This is a genomic window from Actinotalea solisilvae (assembly GCF_016464425.1).
Classification (GTDB): Bacteria; Actinomycetota; Actinomycetes; order Actinomycetales; family Cellulomonadaceae; genus Actinotalea; species Actinotalea solisilvae.
This window is the reverse complement of sequence record NZ_JADDKQ010000007.1, coordinates 155,251-174,882: the sequence shown is the minus strand read 5'-3', so window position 1 is coordinate 174,882 and position 19,632 is coordinate 155,251. Positions and strand designations below refer to the sequence as shown.

The following is a 19,632-nucleotide window of genomic DNA, read 5'->3' as shown; positions in this document are numbered from 1 at the left end:
TCGGGCGGGTCAGGCGAGCAGGTGGTCGACGACGTCGGCGGCGGTCCAGCCCGCGGGGTGCCGGAGGGCGAGGTCCCGCGCCCCGTCGAGGTCGCTGCCGAGCGTGACGAGGGCCGGCTCCACGTAGCCGTCGCGGCGCGTCTGGGCGAGGCCGACGTCGGCGAGGAGGCCGTTGCACAGGCAGGTGCGGCCCTCGGTGTCGGCCACGTCGCCGCCCTTCTCGACGTACGCGGCGAGCGGTTCGCCCGGGCAGCGGTAGCCGACGGACCCCGGCGCGCGCTCGAACGGGACCCGCAGGTGGCCGACGTCGCACAGCCGCTCGCGCGCCGCGTGGACCTCCGGGTCCGACTGGGTGCCGGCGAGCCGGGCGACCTTGAAGGGGAACCCGGTGGGCGACGCGCGGGGGTCGGTGCGCACCTCGAGCGTGCCCGCCGCGAGGTCCGCGAGCGCGCGCCCGCGCAGGTCAGGGTCGAGGCCGGACTCCTCGGCGAGCGCGAAGAGGGAGCCGACCTGCACGCCGACGGCGCCCGCCTCGCGTGCGCGTCGCACCTGCCCGGGCGCGCCCTGGCCGCCGCCGATCCAGAACGGCAGACCCACGGCGGCGACCGCGGCCAGGTCGGCGTCGTCCCGCGGGCCGAAGACGGGCTGGCCGTCGTCGGTGAGGACCGGACGGCCGCGCGCGGGCGCGTTGTGCCCGCCCGCGCGGTGGCCCTCGACGACGAAGCCGTCGGGCGCCGTGGCGGCGTCCCGCGCGAGGTGGACGGCCAGCACGTGCGCGGCGATGACCGCGAGGAACATCGGGCGGTGCAGCGGCTCGTCGTGCGCGCCGGTGAATGCCTGCGGGTCGACGCCGACCTCGTAGCCGGTGGTCGCGCCGTCGACGCGCACGTCGACGGAAGCGGGTTCCCGCCGGGCCAGCCGGTCGAGCAGCCGGGGCATCTGCGCCGGGATGCCCGCACCCATGAGCACGACGTCGACGCCTGCGAGCATCGCCCCGAGGACCGCGCTCGGCGTCGCCATCTGGATCTTCTCGAGCAGGTTGATCCCGACCGCGCGCGTGTGCCCCTCCTTGGCGAGCCAGACCTCGGCGAACGACGCGACGACGGACAGCTCCGTCGCGCGGGCGGACGGTCGCAGCCCCAGCTTGGGCACGGGCAGGTAGGGCAGCCCCGGCGGCCGTGCGTCGGGACGGAAGTACCGCTCGACCACGCGCGCCGCCATCGCGGGCACCGGGAAGTGGGCGAGCGCGCGGCGCAGGTGCCCGCCGACGTCGCCGTCCTGCAGGCGCCGGGCGGTCACGACGTCGAGCGCGGTGCCCGAGACGACGCCGAGCTGCCCCGCGAGCGACACCGCGCGGGCGAGCGGCCACGACGACACGGCGACGCCCATGCCGCCCTGGATGACGTGCGGGCGGATCGCCGCCGCGGGGGTCGAGCGGGTCGGACGTGCCGGCGCTGCGGCCATGAAGGGTCTCCCGACGACCTACGGATGCGTAACCTACGCGGCCGTAAGTCTCGTGCGCCGCCCCTGGTGGGAGGCGGACCTTCGTCCCTGGCGGGCGACGTCGGCTCAGGTCCCGACCGCGTGGAACCCGCCGTCGACGTGCACGACCTCGCCCGTGGTCGCGGGGAACCAGTCGGACAGCAGGGCGACGACGGCGCGCGCGGTCGGCTCGGGGTCGCGGACGTCCCAGCCGAGCGGCGCGCGCGCGGACCAGCCGCTCTCGATCTCCTCGAAGCCCGGGATGTGCGTGGCCGCGGTCGTGCGGACCGGGCCGGCCGCGACGAGGTTCGCGCGGACGCCGCGCGGCCCCAGGTCGCGCGCGAGGTAGCGCGACGTCGCCTCGAGCGCGGCCTTCGCGACGCCCATCCAGTCGTAGACCGGCCACGCGTAGCGCGCGTCGAACGTGAGGCCGACGACCGACGAGCCGCGCCCCATCAGCGGCGCGGCGGCGACCGCGAGCGCCTGGAGCGAGTAGGCCGACACGTGCAGGGCCGTCGCGACGTCCTCCCACCCCGCCTCGAGGAAGCGCCCGCCGAGCACGGACTGGGGCGCGAAGCCGACCGAGTGCACGACGCCGTCGAGCCGGTCGACGTGCTCGCCGACCCGGCCCGCGAGCGCGGCGAGGTCGCCCGTCGAGGTCACGTCGAGCTCCCCCACCGGCGCCTCGACGGGCAGGCGCCGCGCCATCGCCTGGGTGATCCGCAGCTGCCGCCCGAAGGAGGTGAGCACGACCCGAGCGCCCTGCTCCTGCGCGAGCCGCGCCACGTGGAACGCGATCGAGCCCTCGGTGAGGACGCCGGTGACGAGAAGGTTCTTGCCGTCGAGCAGACCCATTGGGGCTCCGTCCAGGCTGGTGGGGGGCCGCGACGGGTGCGGCGCGCCGACGCTAGCCGAGCGGCTCGGGGGCCGAGGGCGCGTCGCCGTCACGAGTTCCGGCGCCCGCGTTGTCCGGTGGCGACAACGGCGGGCGCGCCGGGCCACGGTGCACGTCCCGCACGGCGGGCAGCTCCACGAAGCCGGCGGCCCGGTAGGTCGCGACGGCGGCGACGTTCGCGCTCGGTGTGCAGACCACGACGCTCGACGCGCCCAGTGCCCGGAGGGCGGCCGCCGCGGCGAGCGTCATCGCGACACCGTGGCCGCGCCGCCGGTGGTCGGGGTGGACGCCCATCGGCTCGAGGAGGCCCGGCCGGCCCGGCCCGGCCGACCACACGGTGGCCGCCGCGACCGCGGCGCCGTCGCGGTCGTGGGCGAGCAGGCACCGCGCGTCGGCGAACGCCGGGCCGTCGGCCATCGCGTGCCACCGCTCGACCGCGGGCGCCGGCCGGCCGAACGCCGCGGCCTGCACCGCCGCCCAGGCCGGAGCACGGTCGGCTGCGACCGTCTCGATGTGCAGGCCCGGGTCCTCGACCGGCCCTGCGAGGCCGCGGACGAGGGGCGTCCACGGCTCGCCGTCGCTCCATCCGGCGGCGCGCAGCCGGGCGACCAGCGCCCCGCCGCACCGCGCCTCGACGTCGACCTCGCCCGCGGGCAGCACGCCGCGCTCCGGGTGCGCGACGTCGTCGGCCAGGTGCCGCGCGAGCTCCTCGTCGTCCTCGGCCCCCGGCGCGACCGCGAGCCGGAGCAGCCGCTCGCCGTCGAGCAGGCCGACCGCGAGGGCCCTCCCGTCACGGCTCCACGTGCGCAGTGCGGCGGCGGTAGCGTCCGCGCCGAACCGTCCGAACCACCCGACGTCGCCCGGGTGCAGCTGGACCGGGCCGTCGTCTCGCTGCCAGCTGCCCAGCGCGCGCACGACGGCGCCGAGGTCCACCACGCCGGGCCTGCCCAGGACGACCGTCATGCCGCGATCCCACACCAGGTCCGGGCGGCGGCCCACCTCATTCCCACCTCACACCTGGCAGCCCGGGCACCAGTAGAGCGTGCGGGTGGCCATGTCCTCGCGCAGCACCATCGCGCCGCAGCGCAGGCACGGCTCGCCCGCGCGCCCGTAGACCGCGTGCCGGAGGGTCGGGTCGGCGAGCGCCGCGGCGCGCGCGGCCTCGTCGGCGAGGTCCTCGCGCGTGAGCATCGCCCCGACCCGGACGCCGTCGTCGAGCAGCGCGACCCAGTCCTGCCAGAGGCCCTCGAGCACCTCGGCGGGGACCTGCGCGCCGGGCGTGTGCGGCTCGAGGTGCGCACGGAACAGCAGCTCGGCGCGGTAGATGTTGCCGATCCCGCTGACGACCGCCTGGTCCATGAGCAGCTGCCCGACGGCGACCTTGCGCCGGCGGACCGCCTCGACGAACCGGCCCTGCGGGTCGGGCCACGCGTCGACGCGCGGGTCCGGGCCGGCCTTCGCGACGATGCCGGCGACGTCGTCGGGCGTGAGGACCTCGCACGTGATCGCGCCGCGCAGGTCGGCGACCGTCTCCGGCGCCGCGAGGCGCACCCGGACCTGGCCGACCGGCGCGGGCGGGAAGGGGGCGTCGGGCTCCTCGAGCAACCGTTCCTCGGGCTCCTCGGCGACCTCGGCTCCGCCACCGCCGTCGCCCGGGAGCGCGCGCTCGCCCTCGCCCATGCGGACCGCGCGCCGCCGCGGCGCGCCGAGGGACGCGACCGGGCCGCCGTCGCCCAGCGGCGAGACGCGCCCGTGGAAGTCCCACGCGCCGTAGAGGCCGAGGTGGACGTGCAGCCAGCGCTCAGCGACGACCGCGGCGCCGGGCAGCACGCCCCGCCCGTCCGGGTCGGAGCCGAAGCCGAGGAACAGGTGCTTGCCGAGCGCCGCCGACGTCGTCAGCTCGGCGCCGTCGAGCAGCGCCGCGCCCTCCGCGAAGCGTCCCTGGGGGGAGCTGACCGCCAGGCGGTGACCCACGAGGTCGGCGTCGAACTGGCGGGCGATCCGGTGGACGGTATGACCTTCGGGCACCGCCCGAGGCTACGTCAGCGCTCCGACGTCGGCAGGCGGGAGCGGGCGCCTGCCCTGACGATGGTCCGGTGACCCACCCCTACCGGCTCGGCTTCGCCGTGAAGATCCTGGGGGCCGGCGGGCTCGCGACGTCGGACATGCGGCGGTGGCAGTCCGGGCCGCACCTGTCGCGGTCGCTCGAGCTGCTCGGTCCTGCCTTCGACCACCTCGAGCGGATCGACGTGCGCATGTTCCGCCTCTCGAGCGGGACGATCCCCTACGGCACCCACCCCGACCTGCCGGACCTGCACTACCGCCGCCAGCTCGACGCGTGCGCCGACCAGCTCGCCGCGCTCGGCGACCGCGCCCGCTCGCTCGGGCTGCGGCTCTCCACGCACCCCGGCCAGTACACGGTCATCAACTCCGCCGACCCGGACCTCGTCGCACGCGCGTCGGCCGACCTCGAGATGGACACCGCGCTCCTCGACGCGCTCGGCCAGGGCCCCGAGGCGGCCGTCGTCGTGCACGTGGGCGGGCTCTACGGGGACCGGCCGTCCGCGCTCGACCGGTGGGCGCGCGCCTACGAGCGGCTGTCGGACCGCGCGCGGGCGCGCCTCGCGCTCGAGAACGACGACGGCCCGTTCGGCGTCACGGACGTGCTCGAGCTGCACCGGCGCACGGGCGTCCGCATCGCCTACGACCACCACCACCACCGCACGTCGCCCGAGTCGGTCGAGGTCCCGCCCGCGGAGGCGCTGCGGGCCGCGTACGCCACGTGGCCCGCCGACGTGCGCCCCAAGGTGCACCTGTCGAGCCCGCGCCTCGACCTCGAGATCAGCGAGCGCCGACCCGCGGGCACGCGCCGGGTCGAGCGCGTGCCCGTGACCCCGCGGCTCACGCCGCACGCCGACTTCGTCGCCCCCTGGGACCTCGTCGACCTGCTGCGCGCGGCGCCCGGACCTCTCGACGTCATGCTCGAGGCGAAGGCCAAGGACCTCGCCGTCGCCCACGCGCGCGCCGCGCTCGCCCGGCTGTTCCCGGAGGTCGCGGCGGCCGAGGAGCGCACGCGCACCTGACCGCCCGTGCTCCTCGGCGCCGCCGCGCGGGGCTGTCAGCCCGCGGCGACGGGCTTGCGCGCGCGCACGATCGCGCCGTGCATGCCGTCCGCGACGGCGTGCGTCGGCTCGACGACCGCGTCCACGAAGCCCGCGGCCGCGAGCCCCTCGAGGTACTCGGTGCGCGACAGGGCGCCGGCGATGCACCCGACGTAGGACCCGCGCTCGGCGCGCTGGGCGGGCGTGAGGTGGTCCTCGGCGACCACGTCGGAGATGCCCACGCGCCCCCCGGGCACGAGCACGCGGAACGCCTCGGCGAGGACGGCCGGCTTGTCGGTCGAGAGGTTGACCACGCAGTTGGAGACGACGACGTCGACCGTCGCGTCGTCGAGCGGCAGGTCCTCGATGGTGCCCTTGCGGAACTCGACGTTGGTCGCGCCCGCGCGCTCCGCGTTGGCTCGCGCGAGCTCGAGCATCTCGTCGGTCATGTCGACGCCGTAGGCGAAGCCGGACTCGCCGACGCGGCGGGCCGAGAGCAGGACGTCGATCCCGCCGCCGGAGCCCAGGTCGAGCACGCGCTCGCCCTCACGCAGCTCCGCCACGACGAGCGGGTTGCCGCAGCCCAGCGACGCGGCCAGCGCCTCGGCGGGCACGGCCGCGGCGTCCTCGGCGCCGTAGAGGCCGGCGCCGAAGCGCTCGTCGACGACGACGTCGGTGCCGTCGCAGCAGCCGTCCGACCCGCCGCAGCACCCCGCGTCACCCGTGCCCTGCACGGCGGCGAGGGCGTAGCGCGCCCGGACCTGCTCGCGGATGTCCTGGTCCATGGTTCCTCCTCGTGTCATATCGACGGACGTCGATGTGAGGAGCGTGGAGGAATGATCGACGCTTGTCAATATCGACCTGCATCGATCTTTCCCTGGAGGCGCTCGCGGACCCGACCGGCGCTCCCCGCTGGCCTCGGCCCGCCCGGTCAGCGCGCCTCGAGCAGTCGCTTGAGCGTGTCGAGGTCGGCCTGCACGGCGGCGCGGTCGCGCGCCAGCTCGTCGTCCGTCATCGTCGGCGGCCGCCGGAGCGAGAAGACGACGTCGCACCCGTCGCCGTTGGGCACGACGCGCATCGGCACCTCGACCACCTCGCCGCCCGGCAGCGTGATCACGTGGTCGGCCACCCCGAACGGGTTCGCCGGCGCGAACGCGACCGACATCCGCCCGTCCGGCGTGTCCGCGACCCAGCGCCCGTCGACCTCCTCGAGCGTCGCGGCCAGGCCCGCCGCCCACGCCGAGAGGTGCGCGGGGTCGCTCGCGTAGGCGTAGACCTCGCGGGCCGGCCGCTCGATCGTCACGGCCACGTACTCGGTGGGCTGGGTGGGCTGCGCCATGCGCGGAGTCTCGCCGCGTCGGTGCGGCACCACAAGGCGCACGTCGTGCGCGACGACGCCCGCCGCCCCGCGGGGGGACGACGGGCGCCGTCGTGCGTGCGCTCAGACCAGCGCGGTCTGCGCGAGGTGGTCGGAGATCTTCGACTCCTTGGTGCCGTCCGCGGCGCTCGCGCCGCCGGTGAAGGCGCCGTGGTACTGCCGGGCGGGGTGCGTGTCCTCGGCGTACACGTGCCCCTCGCCGAAGAGGTTCTCGCGCAGCGTCGAGCCCTCGTACTCGGTGCGAGCGCGCCCGCGCCGCTGCAGCTCGGGGACCACGAGCTCGACGAGGTCCTCGAACGTGCCGGGCGTGATCGCGTACGCGAAGTTGAAGCCGTCGATGCCGCCCTCGTCGACCCAGCGCTCGAGCTCGTCGGCGACGCGCTCGACCGAGCCGACGAGCACCGGGCCGAGGCCGCCGATGCTGCGCTTGGTGACGATGTCGAGCGGCGTCCACGCGCGGTCGGGGTCGATCGTCGTGAGCATCTGCAGCGCCGAGCGCAGCGAGTCGTTCTCGACCTCGACGAGCGGCTGGTCCGGGTCGTACTCGGAGAAGTCGACGCCGGTCCACCCGCCGTAGAGCGACAGCGCGCCCTCGGGGTTGGCGTAGCGCAGGTAGTCCTCGAACTTCGCCTGCGCCGCCTCGTCCGTCTCGGCCGTGATCACGGTGATGAGCGTGAAGATCTTCACCGAGTCGCGCGAGCGGCCGAGCGCCTCGGCGCGGTCGCGGATGTCGTCGGTGGTCTCGCGCGCCTGGGCGATGGTGCCGGGGCTGATGAAGACCCCCTCGCCGTGCTTCGCGGCGAAGCCCCGGCCGCGCGGCGACGCGCCGGCCTGGAAGATCACCGGGGTGCGCTGCGGGCTGGGCTCCGACAGGTGGATGCCGGGCACGGAGTAGAACTCGCCCCGGTGGCCGATGGGGTGCACCTTCGTCGGGTCGGTGAAGACCCCGCGCTCCTTGTCGCGCACGACGGCGTCGTCGTCCCAGCTGCCCTCCCACAGCTTGTAGGTCACGTCGAGGAACTCGTCCGCGAGGTCGTACCGCGCGTCGTGGCTCATCTGCTTGTCGAAGCCGAGGTTGATCGCCGCGCTGTTGAGGTAGCCCGTGACGACGTTCCAGGCCACGCGGCCCTTCGTCAGGTGGTCGAGCGTCGAGAACTTCCGGGCGAGCGCGTAGGGCTGCTCGTAGGTCAGGGCGCTCGTGATGCCGAAGCCGAGGTGCTCGGTGACCGCGGCCATCGCCGGGACCTGGAGGAACGGGTCGTTCACCGGGACCTGGACGGCGTCCGTGAGCGAGCCTGCGACCGTGCCGCGGTAGACGTCGTACACGCCCACGACGTCGGCGATGAACAGCGAGTCGAACTTCCCGCGCTCGAGGAGCTGCGCGAGCTCGGTCCAGTACTCGAGCGTGTTGTAGTCCCACGCGCGGCTGTCCGGGTGGCGCCACGTGCCCGCGGCCTGGTGGGTCACGCACGTCATGTCGAACGCGTTGAGGACGATGCGCTTCTTCTCGGGGGTCTCGCTCACGAGGGTCTCCTTCTCGGTCGGTCGTGCGGTGCGGGTCACTCGGCGTCGAGCGGGAGCAGGACGCCCTGCACCTCGGGGTCGGTGGCCAGGTACTCCTGGACGCGCGGGTCCTGGAACGCCTTGATGAGGTTCTGGATGTTGGGCTCGTCGATCCACCGCGTGCCGACGGTGAGCTGGCCCGCGAACTCGTCGGGCGCCGGCGGGGCGAAGATCTGCTGCTCGAGCGGGATCTTGGCGGCGATGTAGTACTCGGTGTAGCCGACGGCGGCGTCGAGGTCGGGCAGGGCGCGGGACTGCGCACCGAAGTCGAGCAGCACGAACTCCAGGTTCTTCGGGTTCTCGACGACGTCGTCCTGGGTCGCCGTCCACTTGTCGACCGCCGGGTCGAGCGTGATGAGGCCCGCCCGCTCGAGGACCCACAGGCCCTGCGCCTCGTTGGCCGGGTCCGAGTACAGCGAGATGGTCGCCCCGTCGGGGATCTCCTCGACCGAGTCCCACTTCTCCGACCACAGGCCGAAGCCCCAGCGGAACACGGGCGTCGCCGCCGTCTCCTCGAAGTCGGGGTTGGCCTCGAGCACCTGGCCCAGCCAGAGCTTGTGCTGGTACACGGTCGCGGCGACCTCGCCGTCGTTCACGGCGCGGTTGATCGTGTTGCTGTCCGCGAGGCCCTTGAACTCGACGGTGATGCCGTAGTCGGGCGCGACCTCCTCGGCGACGAACTCGACGAGCGCCTGCTCGCGCGCGTTGCCCTCGGCGGTCGCGACGTAGAGCGTCGCGCCCGCGATCTCGTTGGGGCTCGCCGCGCCGCCGAGGCGCGGGACGACGATCGCCGCGGCGGCCGCGACGACGACGACCGCGCCCCCGGCGATCCACGGCCAGCGGCGCCGGCGCGTGATCTCGAAGCCGTGGTCGTGCCCGTCGTGGTCGTGCCCGTCGTGGTCGCCCGGCCCGTCGGTGCGGGTGGCGTCGGTCTGGGTGGTGGTCATGGCAGTGACTCCTGGGTGCGTGGTGGTGGGGGTGGTGCGTCCCGGGCGGCGTGGCAGCGCCGTGGGTCCCGGGTGGTCCTGCAGGGGTTCCGTGCGCGGCTGGGTCAGGCGGCGACCTCCGCGGTCCGGCGGGCGGGACCGGTGCGGCCCGCCCTGCGGGTGCGGCGGCGCGCGTGCGGCGTCGCGGCGCGGACGAGCCCGTCGCCGAGCAGCTGGACGAGCGCGACGAGCGTCACGAGGACGACGATCGTCGCGAGCATCACCGCGTGGTCGAAGCGCTGGTAGCCGTACGTCACGGCGACGTACCCGATGCCGCCCGCGCCGATGGTCCCCGCGATCGCCGAGTACTCGATCATCGCGATGGTGTTGATCGTCAGGCCCCCGATGATCGACGGCAGCGCCTCGGAGAGCTGCACGGACGTCACGATCTGCACGGGCGAGGCACCCGAGGCCTTCGCCACGCGGACGAGCGAGGGCGGCACCGAGCGCAGCGAGTTCTCGACGATCCGCGCGAAGAACGCGATCCCGGCGAGGGACATGGGCACGACGGCGGCCGCGATCCCGATGTTCGTCCCCGTGAGGAAGCGCGTCACGGGCACGAGCGCGGCCATGAGGATGAGGAACGGCAGCGAGCGCCCGACGCTCACGACCCAGCCGAGCGTCTGGTGCAGCGCGGGCCGCTCGACGAGCCCGCCCGGGGCGAGGTTGTGCAGCAGGACGCCGAGCGGGACGCCGACGAGCACGACGACCGCCATGACGATGCCGACCATGAGCAGCGTCTCGCCGAGCGCCGGCAGGATCAGCGCCGGGATCTCGGGGAGGGGGGTGTCGCCCGCGGTGGGCAGGCGCAGGACCGGGAGCGAGGACGGCGCGCTCATGCGACGGGCTCCAGCTCGCGCTCGGTGGGACGCGCCGAGCCCGCGGCAGGTGCGACGTCGGCCTGCGCCGACGGCTCCTCCCCACCCGGCACGGTGTGCAGCCCGAGGTGGGCGAGGACCGCGACGACACGCGTGCCCTCGACGTCCCCCGGCACCGCGACCGTCGCGTGTCCGACGACGTGGCCGTCGACGGCGCCGATCGAGGCGCCGAGCAGGGCGACGTCGGCGCCGAGCGCCGCGCCGGCCCGCGCGATCCAGTCCGCGGGCACGTCCGCGCTCGCGTACGAGACGGACCACACGGCGCCGTCGTGCCCGGTGCCGTGCGCGCGGCGCGGCAGGAGCGCGCGCCCCAGCGGCGAGCCCGGGTCGCGGAGCAGGTCCACGACGCGGCCCTGCTCGACGATGCGTCCGTGGTCGAGCCGGGCGACCGAGTCGGCGAGGTCGAGCACCACCTCCATCTCGTGCGTGATGAAGAGGATCGACAGGCCGAGGTCGTCGCGCAGGTCCTTGAGGAGCCGCACGACGGACGCGGTCGCCTCGGGGTCGAGGCCCGAGGTCGCCTCGTCCGAGAGCAGCACGCGCGGCCGCAGCGCGAGCGCGCGGGCGATCCCGACGCGCTGGCGCTGGCCGCCCGAGAGCTGGTGCGGGTAGTGGCCGGCCCGGGTGCTCAGGCCGACGCGGTCCAGCAGCTCCGCGACGCGCCGGCGGCGGTCCGCGGGCGTGACGCCGAGGTACCGCAGCGGCAGCTCGACGTTCTCTGCCGCCGTGCGGCGCGAGAGCAGGCCGTCCGACTGGAAGATGGTGCCGATCTGGCGGCGCGCGTCGCGCAGGCCGCGCTCGTCGAGCTGGGAGAGCTCGCGCCCGCCGACGACGACGGTGCCCGAGGTGGGCGGCTCGAGCAGGGTGACGCACGCGGCGAGGGTGCTCTTCCCCGCGCCGCTGGGGCCGACGACGGCCGCGATCTCGCGGTCGGCGACGGTGAGGTCGAGACGGTCGAGCACCGTGGTGCGGTGCGCGCCGTCGCCGTAGGTCTTGGTGAGCCGGCGGAGCTCGATCATGGGTTCTCCGGTGGGGGTGCCGAGGCGCGTGGCAGCGCGCGCTCGGCGAGGCGGGATGGGGCTGCGCAGCGCCGCTCCGCCGACCGCCGGGGCGGGTCATGGGCGTGGTGCAGGGAGTCCTGCGTGCGGGTGCGCGGGGTGGCGCACCGGGTGGTGCGCCGTCAGTGACGACAGCAGCACATTCGCACGAGGGTCCTCCTGGTCGTCCTTACCGGTGCGGTCGCACGGGTCTGGTCCTCACCCGGAGCACCCCACGACGAGGAGGGTTGCCGGCCAGCGAGCCGGGGCTTCGCGCTGGCGCTCATGACCTGCTCCAGAAACTAGGGCGTCTCACATGCCGCGTCAATGGTGTCCGAGGGGTGGACCGGCACGAGCGTGCCGCGCGGGCCCGCGACGCACCCCCGGCGCGCCCCACGGACGTGCGGTCCCACGAGCCGGGCGGCCGGGCGAGCGCCCTCCCGCCCGGGTACGGTCGACCCAGGTGCGCCGGGAAGTCTGGTCGGCAACGACGTCGACGACCCCGGAGGTCACCCATGCCGCAGCCCGGCCCGCCCGCCGCCACGACCCCGCCCGCGGGGGCGCGACCGCCGTCGACCATGCTCGGCCGCGGCTCGTGGAGCGAGACCCGCCGGATCACCGAGATCCTCCGCAAGGAGACGGTCGGCGGGGCGCTGCTGCTGGTCGCGACCGTGGCGGCGCTCGTCTGGGCGAACTCCCCGGCCGCGGACTCGTACGCCGCGCTGCGCGACCTGCGCGTGGGTCCCGCGAGCCTCCACCTGGACCTCTCGCTGGGCACGTGGGCCGCCGACGGGCTGCTCGCGATCTTCTTCTTCGTCGTGGGCCTCGAGCTCAAGCGCGAGTTCGTGGCGGGCGACCTGCGCGACCCGCGCCGGGCCGCGCTGCCCATCCTCGCCGCGATCGGCGGCATGGCCGCCCCCGCCGCGGTGTACGTCGCGGTCGCCTCGAGCGCCGGCGGCGAGGCGCTCCGCGGCTGGGCGATCCCGACGGCGACGGACATCGCGTTCGCGCTCGCGGTGCTCGCCGTCATCGGCACGCACCTGCCCGCGGCGCTGCGCACCTTCCTGCTCACGCTCGCCGTCGTCGACGACCTGCTCGCGGTCACGGTGATCGCGATCTTCTACACGGACGAGGTCGCGTGGCCCGCGCTGGGGGCGGCCGTCGTCGTGATCGCCCTGTTCGCCGTCGCCGTCCAGCGCCGCATCCGCTCGTGGTGGCTGCTGCTCCCGCTCGCCGTCACCGCCTGGGCGCTCATGCACGAGTCGGGCGTCCACGCCACGGTCGCGGGCGTGCTCCTCGGCTTCACCGTGCCGGTCCTGCGCAGCGAGCGGGCCGGCGGCCCGGACGCCGGCCCCGGCCTCGCCGAGCACTTCGAGCACCGGTGGCGGCCGGTCTCCGCCGGGTTCGCCGTGCCCGTGTTCGCGTTCTTCGCGGCCGGGGTCACGGTCGGCGGGCTCGACGGGCTGCGCGAGTCCCTCGCCGACCGGATCGCGCTCGGCGTCATCGCCGGGCTCGTCGTCGGCAAGGCGCTCGGCATCTTCGGCACGACGTGGCTCGTGGCGCGCTTCACGCGGGCCACGCTCGACGCGTCGCTCCGCTGGCTGGACGTGCTCGGCGTCGCGCTGCTCGGCGGCATCGGCTTCACCGTGTCGCTGCTCATCAGCGAGCTCGCCTTCACGTCCGAGGAGGGCACCGAGCACGTGACCGTCGGCGTCCTCACGGGCTCGGTGCTCGCGGCGCTGCTGGCAGCCGCGCTCCTGCGCTCGCGCAACCGGCACTACCGCACCGTCGCCGAGCTCGAGGCGGTCGACGCCGACGCCGACGGCGTGCCGGACGTCTTCGAGCACGGCCGCGACCGCTGACCAGCCGTCAGCGCAGCTCGGCGCGCGACCACCAGCGGGCCGCGGCGACGGCGCCGGCCGCGCCCACCGGCAGGGCCAGCAGCAGCTGGAGGGGGGTGACCGCGCCGGCCGCGGCGGCGCCGCCCATCCCGGCCCACAGCCCGGGCGCCGCCCACGGGAACCACGCCCCGGCGCCCGCCACCGTGGCCACCTGGGTCACGACGACCACGCCGAGCAGCGCCCCGACGCCCGGGAGGTAGCCGCGCCGCGCGCTCGCGACGAACGCGAGCGGGAGGACGAGCACGGCGCCCAGGAGCCCGACGGCGACCGCCCGCAGCGCGGGGCCGACCGCCTCCGCCCCCGGCGGGCCGAGACCCGCGAGCGCGCCGAGCGGCAGGGCGAGGGCGACGGCCGCGACGGTGCTCGCCGCGGCGCCGAGCAGGACCGACCCCAGCTTCGCGACCAGCACGGCGCGCGGTGGCGTGGGCAGCGCGAGCAGGCACGCGATCGTGCCGTCGGCGAACTCGCGCCCGACGGACCACGAGACGACGACGCCGGCGCACAGCAGCATCGCGACGGACAGCACCTGGGCCAGCAGCCCCAGGTAGGCGACCCACCCCTCGCCCTGGAGCATCGGGCGCACCTTGAGCGCCATCTGGCTGTCGCCGCCGGCGAGCCCGACGGCGGTGAACACCGCGGCCATGGACGTCGTGCCGAGCACGAGCACGAGGGCCGCGGTCCGCGCGACCGACGAGCGACGGAGCTTGAGCACCTCGAGGTCCCAGGCGGGCGAGCGGCTCACCGCGCCGCCTCCAGACCCTCGGCCGCGTAGACCATGGCGAAGAACGCGCGCTCGAGGTCGGCGCCGTGCGGCTCGAGCCCGCCGATCACGCGCCCGCGGTGCACCACGGTGATCCGGTCGGCGAGCCGCGCGACCTCGTCGAGGTGGTGGCTCGACACGAGCACGCCCGTGCCGGCGGCGGCGGTGGACGCGAGCCAGCGCCGGACGACGAGGACGCCGGAGGGGTCGAGGCCCGTGGTCGGCTCGTCCAGGACCAGCAGCCTCGGTCGGTGCACCCACGCGCACGCGAGGCCGAGGCGCTGACGGTTGCCCAGCGAGAGCGTCGTCGCGCGCCGGTCCGCCCACTGCCCGAGCGCGAGCTCGGCGACGACGTCCTCGGCCGCCCGCTGCGCCGGGTGCGGCGCGAGCCCGCGCAGCCGCGCCGCCGCGACGACGGTCTCCCGCACCGTGAGCTCGGGGTACGCGAACGGGGTCTCGACGAGGTGACCGACGCCGCGCCAGACGCGCGGTGGGGCGCGCCACGCGTCGACGGCGCCGGCGTCGTCGACGGCGACGAGGGCGCGCCCGTCCGCCGGGCGCAGCATGCCCAGCGCGAGTCGCATGAGCGTCGTCTTCCCGGCGCCGTTGAGCCCGACCAGGGCGTGGATCTCCCCCGCGCGCACCGTGAGGTCGACGCCGTCGACCGCGGGCACGTCGCCGAAGGCGCGCCGGACCGCCCGCAGCTCGAGGAGCGTGGCGCGGGGCACGACCCCGGCGCCCGCCGGGGCTGCGTGCTCAGTCACCACGGCCCGCACCGTCGCCTCCCGACCGACGGTCCCCGCCGAGGAGACCGAGCGCGTGGCGGACCAGCGGGCCCAGGGGCTCGTCCGGGTCCGCGGCGCCCCAGGCGAGGAGCGCCTCGAGCAGCGCGCCGAGGCACGCCCCCGCCGCCACCCGGGCGTCGACGGGCGGCACGCCGCGGTCGACGAGCGCGGCGACCACCAGGTCGCCCGTGCGCCGGTTGTTCTCCCACGCGCGGGCGCGCAGCGCCGGGTGCCCCGCGACCAGGCGCACCCGGGCGCGTGTCTCGTCGGCCGCCGGCTCGGGCAGGGCGCCCCACGCCGCGAGGAAGCCGAGTCGCACCTGCTCGAGCGCGGGCAGCCGCGCGTCCTGCGCGAGCACCGCGTCGACGATGACCTCGTCGTACGGGTCGTCGAGGAGCACGTCCTCCTTGGTGGCGAAGTGCCGGAAGAAGGTCATGTGCGAGACCCCGGCGGCCGCGGCGACGTCGACGACGGTGACCGCGTCGAACCCGCGCTCGACGAACAGCGCGAGCGCGCTGCGCCGCAGCCGCTCCCGCGTCGCCTCCGCCCGGGACGTCATGCGTCGATGTTAGTCACTAACGTCGACACCGTCCACCGTCGCCGGTCACCGCCGTCGGGCCACCTCGTCAGGCCACCAGGTCGCGCCTCCTCAGCCCCACCGCGCCGAGCGCGGCCAGCCCGGCGGCGACCGCGCTGAGGGCGACCAGCGGCGGCGCCGACCACGCCTCCCCCGGCACCGCGGGGACGAGGCCGAACGGGGCGGCGTCCAGGACGACGTCGGGCAGGTTGAGCAGCGGCCCGTAGAGGCCCACGACGATCGAGGCGACGAGCAGCGCCCACACCCACCACGTCCCGGCGCGGAGGCCGTGAGCCAGCGCCGCGAGGCCCGCGAAGCCGAGCACGACGGGCAGGTGCGCGAGGCTCCCCAGGGTGAGCGCGCCCGCGAGGTCGCCGTCGCCCACCGAGCCGCCCGCACCCGCGCCGAGGCTCGCTCCCGCGACGAGCAGGAGCAGCGTCGCCGCGCCCGCGGTGACGAGCAGCTGGCTCGCCAGCCAGCGGGGCCGGCTGACCGCCGTCGCAAGCACCGCGGCGGTGCGGCCGGCGTCCTCCTCGCGCCCCAGGCGGTTGACCGAGACGACGGCGTAGACGGCGACGGCCATGGCGAAGAAGCCCAGGAACGCCGAGAGCGTCCCCCGGAGCAGGTCGCCGCCGCCCGCGGCGCCGAAGACGGCCGCGAGCTCGGGCTGCGACTCGAAGCCGTCCACGATCGCCTGCCCCATCGACCCGGTGAGGACGCCGAACACGAGCAGCCCGACGGCCCAGCCCGCGACCTCCGCGCGCTGCGTCCGGACGGCGAGCCCCACCGGGCTCAGCAGCCCGCGACGCGCGTGCGCGCGGCCGGACCGCGCCCGCAACAGGCCGGCGCCGACGTCGCGCCGCTCCGACAGCACGTGCGCGACGGCGACGAGCGCGGCCGCCGTGACGAGGCACAGGACGAGCGGCCACCAGCGCAGGTCCACGAAGGCCCGGGTCTGCTGCGCCCAGCCGATCGGCGAGGACCACGACAGCGCGCTGCCTCCCGCCTGCTGGGCGTCGCCCATCCCGCGCAGGACGTAGGCCAGGCCCAGGACGGCCCCCGCGAGGCCCGAGGCGGCGCGGGCGTGCTCGGCGACCTGCGCCGTCACGGCCGCGACGCCGCCGAACGTCAGCCCCACGAGCGCGATCCCCACCACGACGGCGACGGCGTCCGGACCGCCCAGGCCGACCGAGGCCATCGCGGCCAGCAGGACGCCCGCGACGACCGCGTTCGCGACGACGAGGTGGACGAGCGCCGCCGTGAGGTGCGCACGCCGCCCGACGACGCCCGAGCGCACCAGCTCCGCGCGGCCGGTCTCCTCCTCGGCCCGGGTGTGGCGCACGACGAGGAAGATCGACATGAGACCGACGGCCACCGCGAACATGCCGACCATCTCGTTGGCGAACATCGTGCCGAGGTCGTAGTCGTCGAGCCCGTACCCGGGCCCCGTCATGAAGGCACCGGACGGGTCGCGCATGATCGCGGCACGCGTCTGGTACGCCGCCGCGTCCGGGTAGACGACGGGCAGCGCGGCGCCGAAGTACGCGACGAGGCCGCTGATCGAGAGCGTCCACACGGCCAGCCGGACCCGGTCGCGCCGCAGCGCGAACCGCACGAGACGGCGCGTGCCGCGGAAGGGCTCGAGGCGCGCGGCGCGCTCGCCGCCGGGCGGCGGTGCGGCAGGGCGGGCCGCCGCGGTGCGGGTCGGCGCGCTCACCGCGAGCTCGCCGAGGTGCCGGCCGGCGCACCCGCGGCCGCCGGTGCGGGCGCCGCGTCGCCGTAGTGGTGGACGAAGAGCTCCTCGAGCGTCGGCGGGTGGACCTCGAGGCCCGTGAGGCCGCGCGCTGCGAGGAAGGCCATGACGTCGGCGAGCGCCGACGCGTCGGCCATGAGCCGGACGCGCGGCCCGTCCTGCACGACGTCGGCCGTGCCGGGCACGAGCGCGAGGTCGGCGAGGTCGGCGTCGGGCCCGAAGACCGCGGTCACCGTGCTGCGCGTGAGGTGGCGCAGGTCCTCGAGCGAGCCCGTCTGGACCGTGCGGCCGAGCCGGATGATCGTCACGCGGTCGCACAGCTTCTCGACCTCGGCGAGGAGGTGGGACGAGAGCAGGACCGTCACGCCCGTGGCCCGGAGCTCGCGCACGCACTCCTGGAAGACGCGCTCCATGAGCGGGTCGAGACCCGAGGTGGGCTCGTCGAGCACGAGGAGCTCGACGTCGCTCGCGAGCGCGGCGACGAGGGCCACCTTCTGCCGGTTGCCCTTGGAGTAGGTGCGGGCCTTCTTGGTCGGGTCGAGGTCGAAGCGCTCGAGCAGCTCGGCCCGGCGCGCGGGACGGATGCCGCCGCGCAGCGCCGCGAGGAGGTCGATCGCCTCGCCGCCGGTGAGGGTGGGCCAGAGCGTGACGTCCCCGGGGACGTAGGCGAGGCGGCGGTGGAGGGCGACGGCGTCCGCCCAGGGGTCGGCGCCGAAGAGCCGCGCGGAGCCGGCGTCGGCGCGCAGCAGCCCGAGCAGCACGCGGATGGTCGTGGACTTCCCGGCACCGTTGGGGCCGAGGAAGCCGTGCACCTCCCCGGGCTCGACGACGAGGTCGAGCCCGTCGAGGGCCGTGGTCGTGCCGAAGCGCTTGGTGAGGCGGTGGACGTCGATGGTCGGAGCGGACATGGGGTCACCTGGGTTCTGTGGGTCAGGACGAGGATCAGGACGGCGAGTGCCCGGCGGCACCGGCCGACCGCGGCGGGTCGCCGACGTAGAGCAGGTACTCGTCGAGCATGCGGCGGTCCGTCAGCAGGCCCTGGGTGTAGAGCTCGAGCGCGGGCAGGCCGGAGCGGCCCAGGTGCTCGCGCAGCACGGCGGCGAGGTCCGACGGGTCGCGCGGCGGGTGCAGGCGGAGGTCCAGCAGGAGCGCGCCGAAGCCCTGGAGGGTGAGGAGGCGGGCGCGCGCCGCCTCGTCCGCGGAGGGCTTGACCGTGCCGGCGGCGACGCCCGCACGCAGGTACGCCTCGGCGTCCTCGGCGAAGTGGTCGACGAAGGCACGGGCGATGCCGCCGCCGGCCTGCAGGCTGCGCAGCGCGTAGCCGACGAGCGGCGCCGTCTCGTCCATGGACGCGAGGGCGAGCAGGACGTCGCCCGCGGAGCCGCCGACGGTCACCTTCTCCTTGCGCTCGCGGATGTCCGCGAGCACCCAGGCGTCGCACTCGGCCTGGAGCCCGGCCTTGGACCCGAAGTGGTGGAGGATCAGCGCCGCGCTGACGTCGGCGCGCTCGGCGATCGCGCGGAGGCTCACACCGAAGCCGTGCGTCGCGAACTCGAGGACGGCCGCGTCGCGGATGCGCGCGCGGGCGGTGACGTCGTCCTGGCGCGGCGGTGCTGAACGCATGGTCAGTATGCTAAACACGCGTTCAGCCGGGAGCAAGGGTCCCAGGTCCCGCCTCGTAGACTGCGCCCGCGACCGACTCGGAGGGCAGGTGCGTCGCGTGAGGGCTCCGCACCAGGACGCGCGTCTCGTCCTGCTCGTCGCCGTCGGCGGGGCGCTCGGCACGGCCGCGCGCTACGGCGTCTCGGGCGTCGTCGCCCCGGCCGCGTCAGGCTTCCCCACGGCGACGCTGCTGGAGAACGTCATCGGGTCCCTCCTGCTCGGCGTGCTCGCCGAGACCCTCGTCCGGCGCGGTGCGGAGAGCCCGCGCGGCCGGCTGCTGCGCCTGGGCCTCGGCACGGGCGCGCTGGGCGGCTTCACGACGTTCAGCAGCCTCGCGATCGAGCTCGAGCGGCTGCTGGCCGCCGGCGCTGCGGGCGTCGCCGGGCTCTACGCGGCCGCGTCGCTCGCCCTCGGGCTCGGGGCGGCGGTCGCCGGCATCCGGCTGGGTGCGCGGCTCGCCCGTCCGCGCGCCGGCGGCCCGGCGGGGGCGGGCTCGTGACCGCGCTCCTCGTCGCGCTCGCGGGCGGGGTCGGCGCCGCGACGCGCTTCGTCGTCGACGGGCACGTGCGCAGCCGCAGCGGCGGCCCCTTCCCGTTCGCGACCTTCGTCGTCAACGTCACCGGCTCGCTGCTCCTCGGCCTGCTCACCGGCGCGGTGGCGTTCCACGACCTCGCCGCGGACGCCTACGCGGTCGCGGCGGTCGGCTTCTGCGGCGGGTACACGACCTTCTCCACCGCGATGGTCGAGACGGTGCGCCTCGTGCAGGAGGGCGAGGTGCGCCGCGCGGTGCTCAACGCGCTCGGGTCGCTCGCCGCGACGCTCGCGGCCGCCGCGGCGGGCGTCGCGCTCATGGCCGCGCTCGCCTGAGCCGCGC

The 19,632-nt window shown here is 76.0% G+C and carries 20 protein-coding genes and 1 riboswitch; of the genes, 4 read left to right on the top strand and 16 right to left on the bottom strand.

The genetic code is table 11. The features are described from left to right. Positions 1-9: 9 nt before the first annotated feature. The 4 genes from JIG38_RS07740 to JIG38_RS07725 form a co-directional block, all read right to left on the bottom strand. A complete protein-coding gene (locus JIG38_RS07740; protein WP_199423190.1) occupies positions 10-1,464 on the bottom strand; it encodes a beta/alpha barrel domain-containing protein in 1,455 nt (484 codons plus the stop codon). A 105-nt stretch (positions 1,465-1,569) separates the two neighbouring features. Further along, positions 1,570-2,337: an enoyl-ACP reductase FabI gene (fabI, locus tag JIG38_RS07735; protein ID WP_199423189.1), complete on the bottom strand. Its 768-nt coding sequence runs from the start codon at positions 2,335-2,337 to the stop codon at positions 1,570-1,572. 52 nt (positions 2,338-2,389) lie between these two features. Beyond that, positions 2,390-3,340 (bottom strand): GNAT family N-acetyltransferase, encoded by a 951-nt coding sequence (locus tag JIG38_RS07730; RefSeq protein WP_199423188.1) that lies wholly within the window; start codon positions 3,338-3,340, stop codon positions 2,390-2,392. 48 nt (positions 3,341-3,388) lie between these two features. Continuing rightward, positions 3,389-4,405 (bottom strand): Fpg/Nei family DNA glycosylase, encoded by a 1,017-nt coding sequence (locus tag JIG38_RS07725; protein WP_199423187.1) that lies wholly within the window; start codon positions 4,403-4,405, stop codon positions 3,389-3,391. 68 nt (positions 4,406-4,473) lie between these two features. On the opposite strand from JIG38_RS07725, the gene uvsE reads away from it, so the two are divergent. After that, entirely contained in the window at positions 4,474-5,460 is a 987-nt protein-coding gene (uvsE, locus tag JIG38_RS07720) for a UV DNA damage repair endonuclease UvsE (protein WP_199423186.1), read from the top strand. A gap of 35 nt (positions 5,461-5,495) precedes the next feature. On the opposite strand, the gene arsM is transcribed toward uvsE, so the two are convergent. From arsM to JIG38_RS07690, 6 genes are all read right to left on the bottom strand, one after another. After that, on the bottom strand, positions 5,496-6,263 hold the full coding sequence (gene arsM, locus JIG38_RS07715; protein ID WP_199423185.1) for an arsenite methyltransferase: 768 nt from the start codon (positions 6,261-6,263) through the stop codon (positions 5,496-5,498). A 146-nt stretch (positions 6,264-6,409) separates the two neighbouring features. Next, positions 6,410-6,817 (bottom strand): SRPBCC family protein, encoded by a 408-nt coding sequence (locus JIG38_RS07710; RefSeq protein WP_199423183.1) that lies wholly within the window; start codon positions 6,815-6,817, stop codon positions 6,410-6,412. A 102-nt stretch (positions 6,818-6,919) separates the two neighbouring features. After that, the gene (locus JIG38_RS07705) at positions 6,920-8,380 is read right to left on the bottom strand and encodes an LLM class flavin-dependent oxidoreductase (RefSeq protein WP_307844674.1); all 1,461 of its coding nucleotides are present in this window, start codon (positions 8,378-8,380) and stop codon (positions 6,920-6,922) included. A gap of 35 nt (positions 8,381-8,415) precedes the next feature. Continuing rightward, positions 8,416-9,366, bottom strand: coding sequence for a MetQ/NlpA family ABC transporter substrate-binding protein (locus JIG38_RS07700; protein ID WP_199423181.1), 951 nt, complete (start codon positions 9,364-9,366; stop codon positions 8,416-8,418). A gap of 104 nt (positions 9,367-9,470) precedes the next feature. Continuing rightward, positions 9,471-10,244: a methionine ABC transporter permease gene (locus JIG38_RS07695; protein WP_199423180.1), complete on the bottom strand. Its 774-nt coding sequence runs from the start codon at positions 10,242-10,244 to the stop codon at positions 9,471-9,473. Next, the gene (locus tag JIG38_RS07690; protein ID WP_199423179.1) at positions 10,241-11,302 is read right to left on the bottom strand and encodes a methionine ABC transporter ATP-binding protein; all 1,062 of its coding nucleotides are present in this window, start codon (positions 11,300-11,302) and stop codon (positions 10,241-10,243) included. Before JIG38_RS07690 ends, JIG38_RS07695 begins: the two co-directional genes overlap by 4 nt. A gap of 199 nt (positions 11,303-11,501) precedes the next feature. Beyond that, positions 11,502-11,611, bottom strand: a riboswitch (SAM riboswitch). Positions 11,612-11,835: 224 nt separating this feature from the next. Between JIG38_RS07690 and nhaA the strand changes: the two genes are divergently transcribed. After that, positions 11,836-13,182, top strand: coding sequence for a Na+/H+ antiporter NhaA (gene nhaA, locus JIG38_RS07685; RefSeq protein WP_199423177.1), 1,347 nt, complete (start codon positions 11,836-11,838; stop codon positions 13,180-13,182). A gap of 7 nt (positions 13,183-13,189) precedes the next feature. Here the strand turns inward: nhaA and JIG38_RS07680 are convergent, their stop codons facing one another. From JIG38_RS07680 to JIG38_RS07655, 6 genes are all read right to left on the bottom strand, one after another. Further along, complete coding sequence (locus JIG38_RS07680; protein ID WP_199423176.1) at positions 13,190-13,963, bottom strand: ABC transporter permease; 774 nt, start codon at positions 13,961-13,963, stop codon at positions 13,190-13,192. Further along, positions 13,960-14,748 carry an ABC transporter ATP-binding protein gene (locus JIG38_RS07675; protein ID WP_307844670.1) on the bottom strand — a complete coding sequence of 263 codons (789 nt, stop codon included), beginning with the start codon at positions 14,746-14,748 and terminating at the stop codon, positions 13,960-13,962. Before JIG38_RS07675 ends, JIG38_RS07680 begins: the two co-directional genes overlap by 4 nt. Further along, a complete protein-coding gene (locus JIG38_RS07670) occupies positions 14,738-15,325 on the bottom strand; it encodes a TetR/AcrR family transcriptional regulator (protein ID WP_199423174.1) in 588 nt (195 codons plus the stop codon). The genes JIG38_RS07675 and JIG38_RS07670 overlap by 11 nt, the downstream gene beginning before the upstream one ends. 67 nt (positions 15,326-15,392) lie before the next feature. Beyond that, positions 15,393-17,060, bottom strand: coding sequence for an ABC transporter permease (locus JIG38_RS07665; RefSeq protein WP_199423173.1), 1,668 nt, complete (start codon positions 17,058-17,060; stop codon positions 15,393-15,395). Continuing rightward, positions 17,057-18,004: an ABC transporter ATP-binding protein gene (locus JIG38_RS07660; RefSeq protein ID WP_199423172.1), complete on the bottom strand. Its 948-nt coding sequence runs from the start codon at positions 18,002-18,004 to the stop codon at positions 17,057-17,059. Before JIG38_RS07660 ends, JIG38_RS07665 begins: the two co-directional genes overlap by 4 nt. A gap of 34 nt (positions 18,005-18,038) precedes the next feature. Beyond that, entirely contained in the window at positions 18,039-18,719 is a 681-nt protein-coding gene (locus tag JIG38_RS07655; RefSeq protein WP_199423171.1) for a TetR/AcrR family transcriptional regulator, read from the bottom strand. Between the two features lie 97 nt (positions 18,720-18,816). Here JIG38_RS07655 and JIG38_RS07650 point away from each other — a divergent pair, with 97 nt between their 5' ends. Together JIG38_RS07650 and crcB are read left to right on the top strand one after the other, a co-directional pair. After that, on the top strand, positions 18,817-19,257 hold the full coding sequence (locus JIG38_RS07650) for a fluoride efflux transporter FluC (RefSeq protein ID WP_307844668.1): 441 nt from the start codon (positions 18,817-18,819) through the stop codon (positions 19,255-19,257). Next, a complete protein-coding gene (gene crcB / locus JIG38_RS07645; RefSeq protein ID WP_199423169.1) occupies positions 19,254-19,625 on the top strand; it encodes a fluoride efflux transporter CrcB in 372 nt (123 codons plus the stop codon). Before JIG38_RS07650 ends, crcB begins: the two co-directional genes overlap by 4 nt. Positions 19,626-19,632 lie beyond the last annotated feature (7 nt).

Coding starts and splice junctions, on each gene's coding strand:
- JIG38_RS07740 (WP_199423190.1), bottom strand. CDS start 1,464: ATGGCCGCAGCGCCGGCACGTCCGACCCGCTCGACCCCCGCGGCGGCG.
- fabI (WP_199423189.1), bottom strand. CDS start 2,337: ATGGGTCTGCTCGACGGCAAGAACCTTCTCGTCACCGGCGTCCTCACC.
- JIG38_RS07730 (WP_199423188.1), bottom strand. CDS start 3,340: ATGACGGTCGTCCTGGGCAGGCCCGGCGTGGTGGACCTCGGCGCCGTC.
- arsM (WP_199423185.1), bottom strand. CDS start 6,263: ATGGACCAGGACATCCGCGAGCAGGTCCGGGCGCGCTACGCCCTCGCC.
- JIG38_RS07710 (WP_199423183.1), bottom strand. CDS start 6,817: ATGGCGCAGCCCACCCAGCCCACCGAGTACGTGGCCGTGACGATCGAG.
- JIG38_RS07700 (WP_199423181.1), bottom strand. CDS start 9,366: ATGACCACCACCCAGACCGACGCCACCCGCACCGACGGGCCGGGCGAC.
- JIG38_RS07695 (WP_199423180.1), bottom strand. CDS start 10,244: ATGAGCGCGCCGTCCTCGCTCCCGGTCCTGCGCCTGCCCACCGCGGGC.
- JIG38_RS07690 (WP_199423179.1), bottom strand. CDS start 11,302: ATGATCGAGCTCCGCCGGCTCACCAAGACCTACGGCGACGGCGCGCAC.
- nhaA (WP_199423177.1), top strand. CDS start 11,836: ATGCCGCAGCCCGGCCCGCCCGCCGCCACGACCCCGCCCGCGGGGGCG.
- JIG38_RS07670 (WP_199423174.1), bottom strand. CDS start 15,325: ATGACGTCCCGGGCGGAGGCGACGCGGGAGCGGCTGCGGCGCAGCGCG.
- JIG38_RS07660 (WP_199423172.1), bottom strand. CDS start 18,004: ATGTCCGCTCCGACCATCGACGTCCACCGCCTCACCAAGCGCTTCGGC.
- JIG38_RS07655 (WP_199423171.1), bottom strand. CDS start 18,719: ATGCGTTCAGCACCGCCGCGCCAGGACGACGTCACCGCCCGCGCGCGC.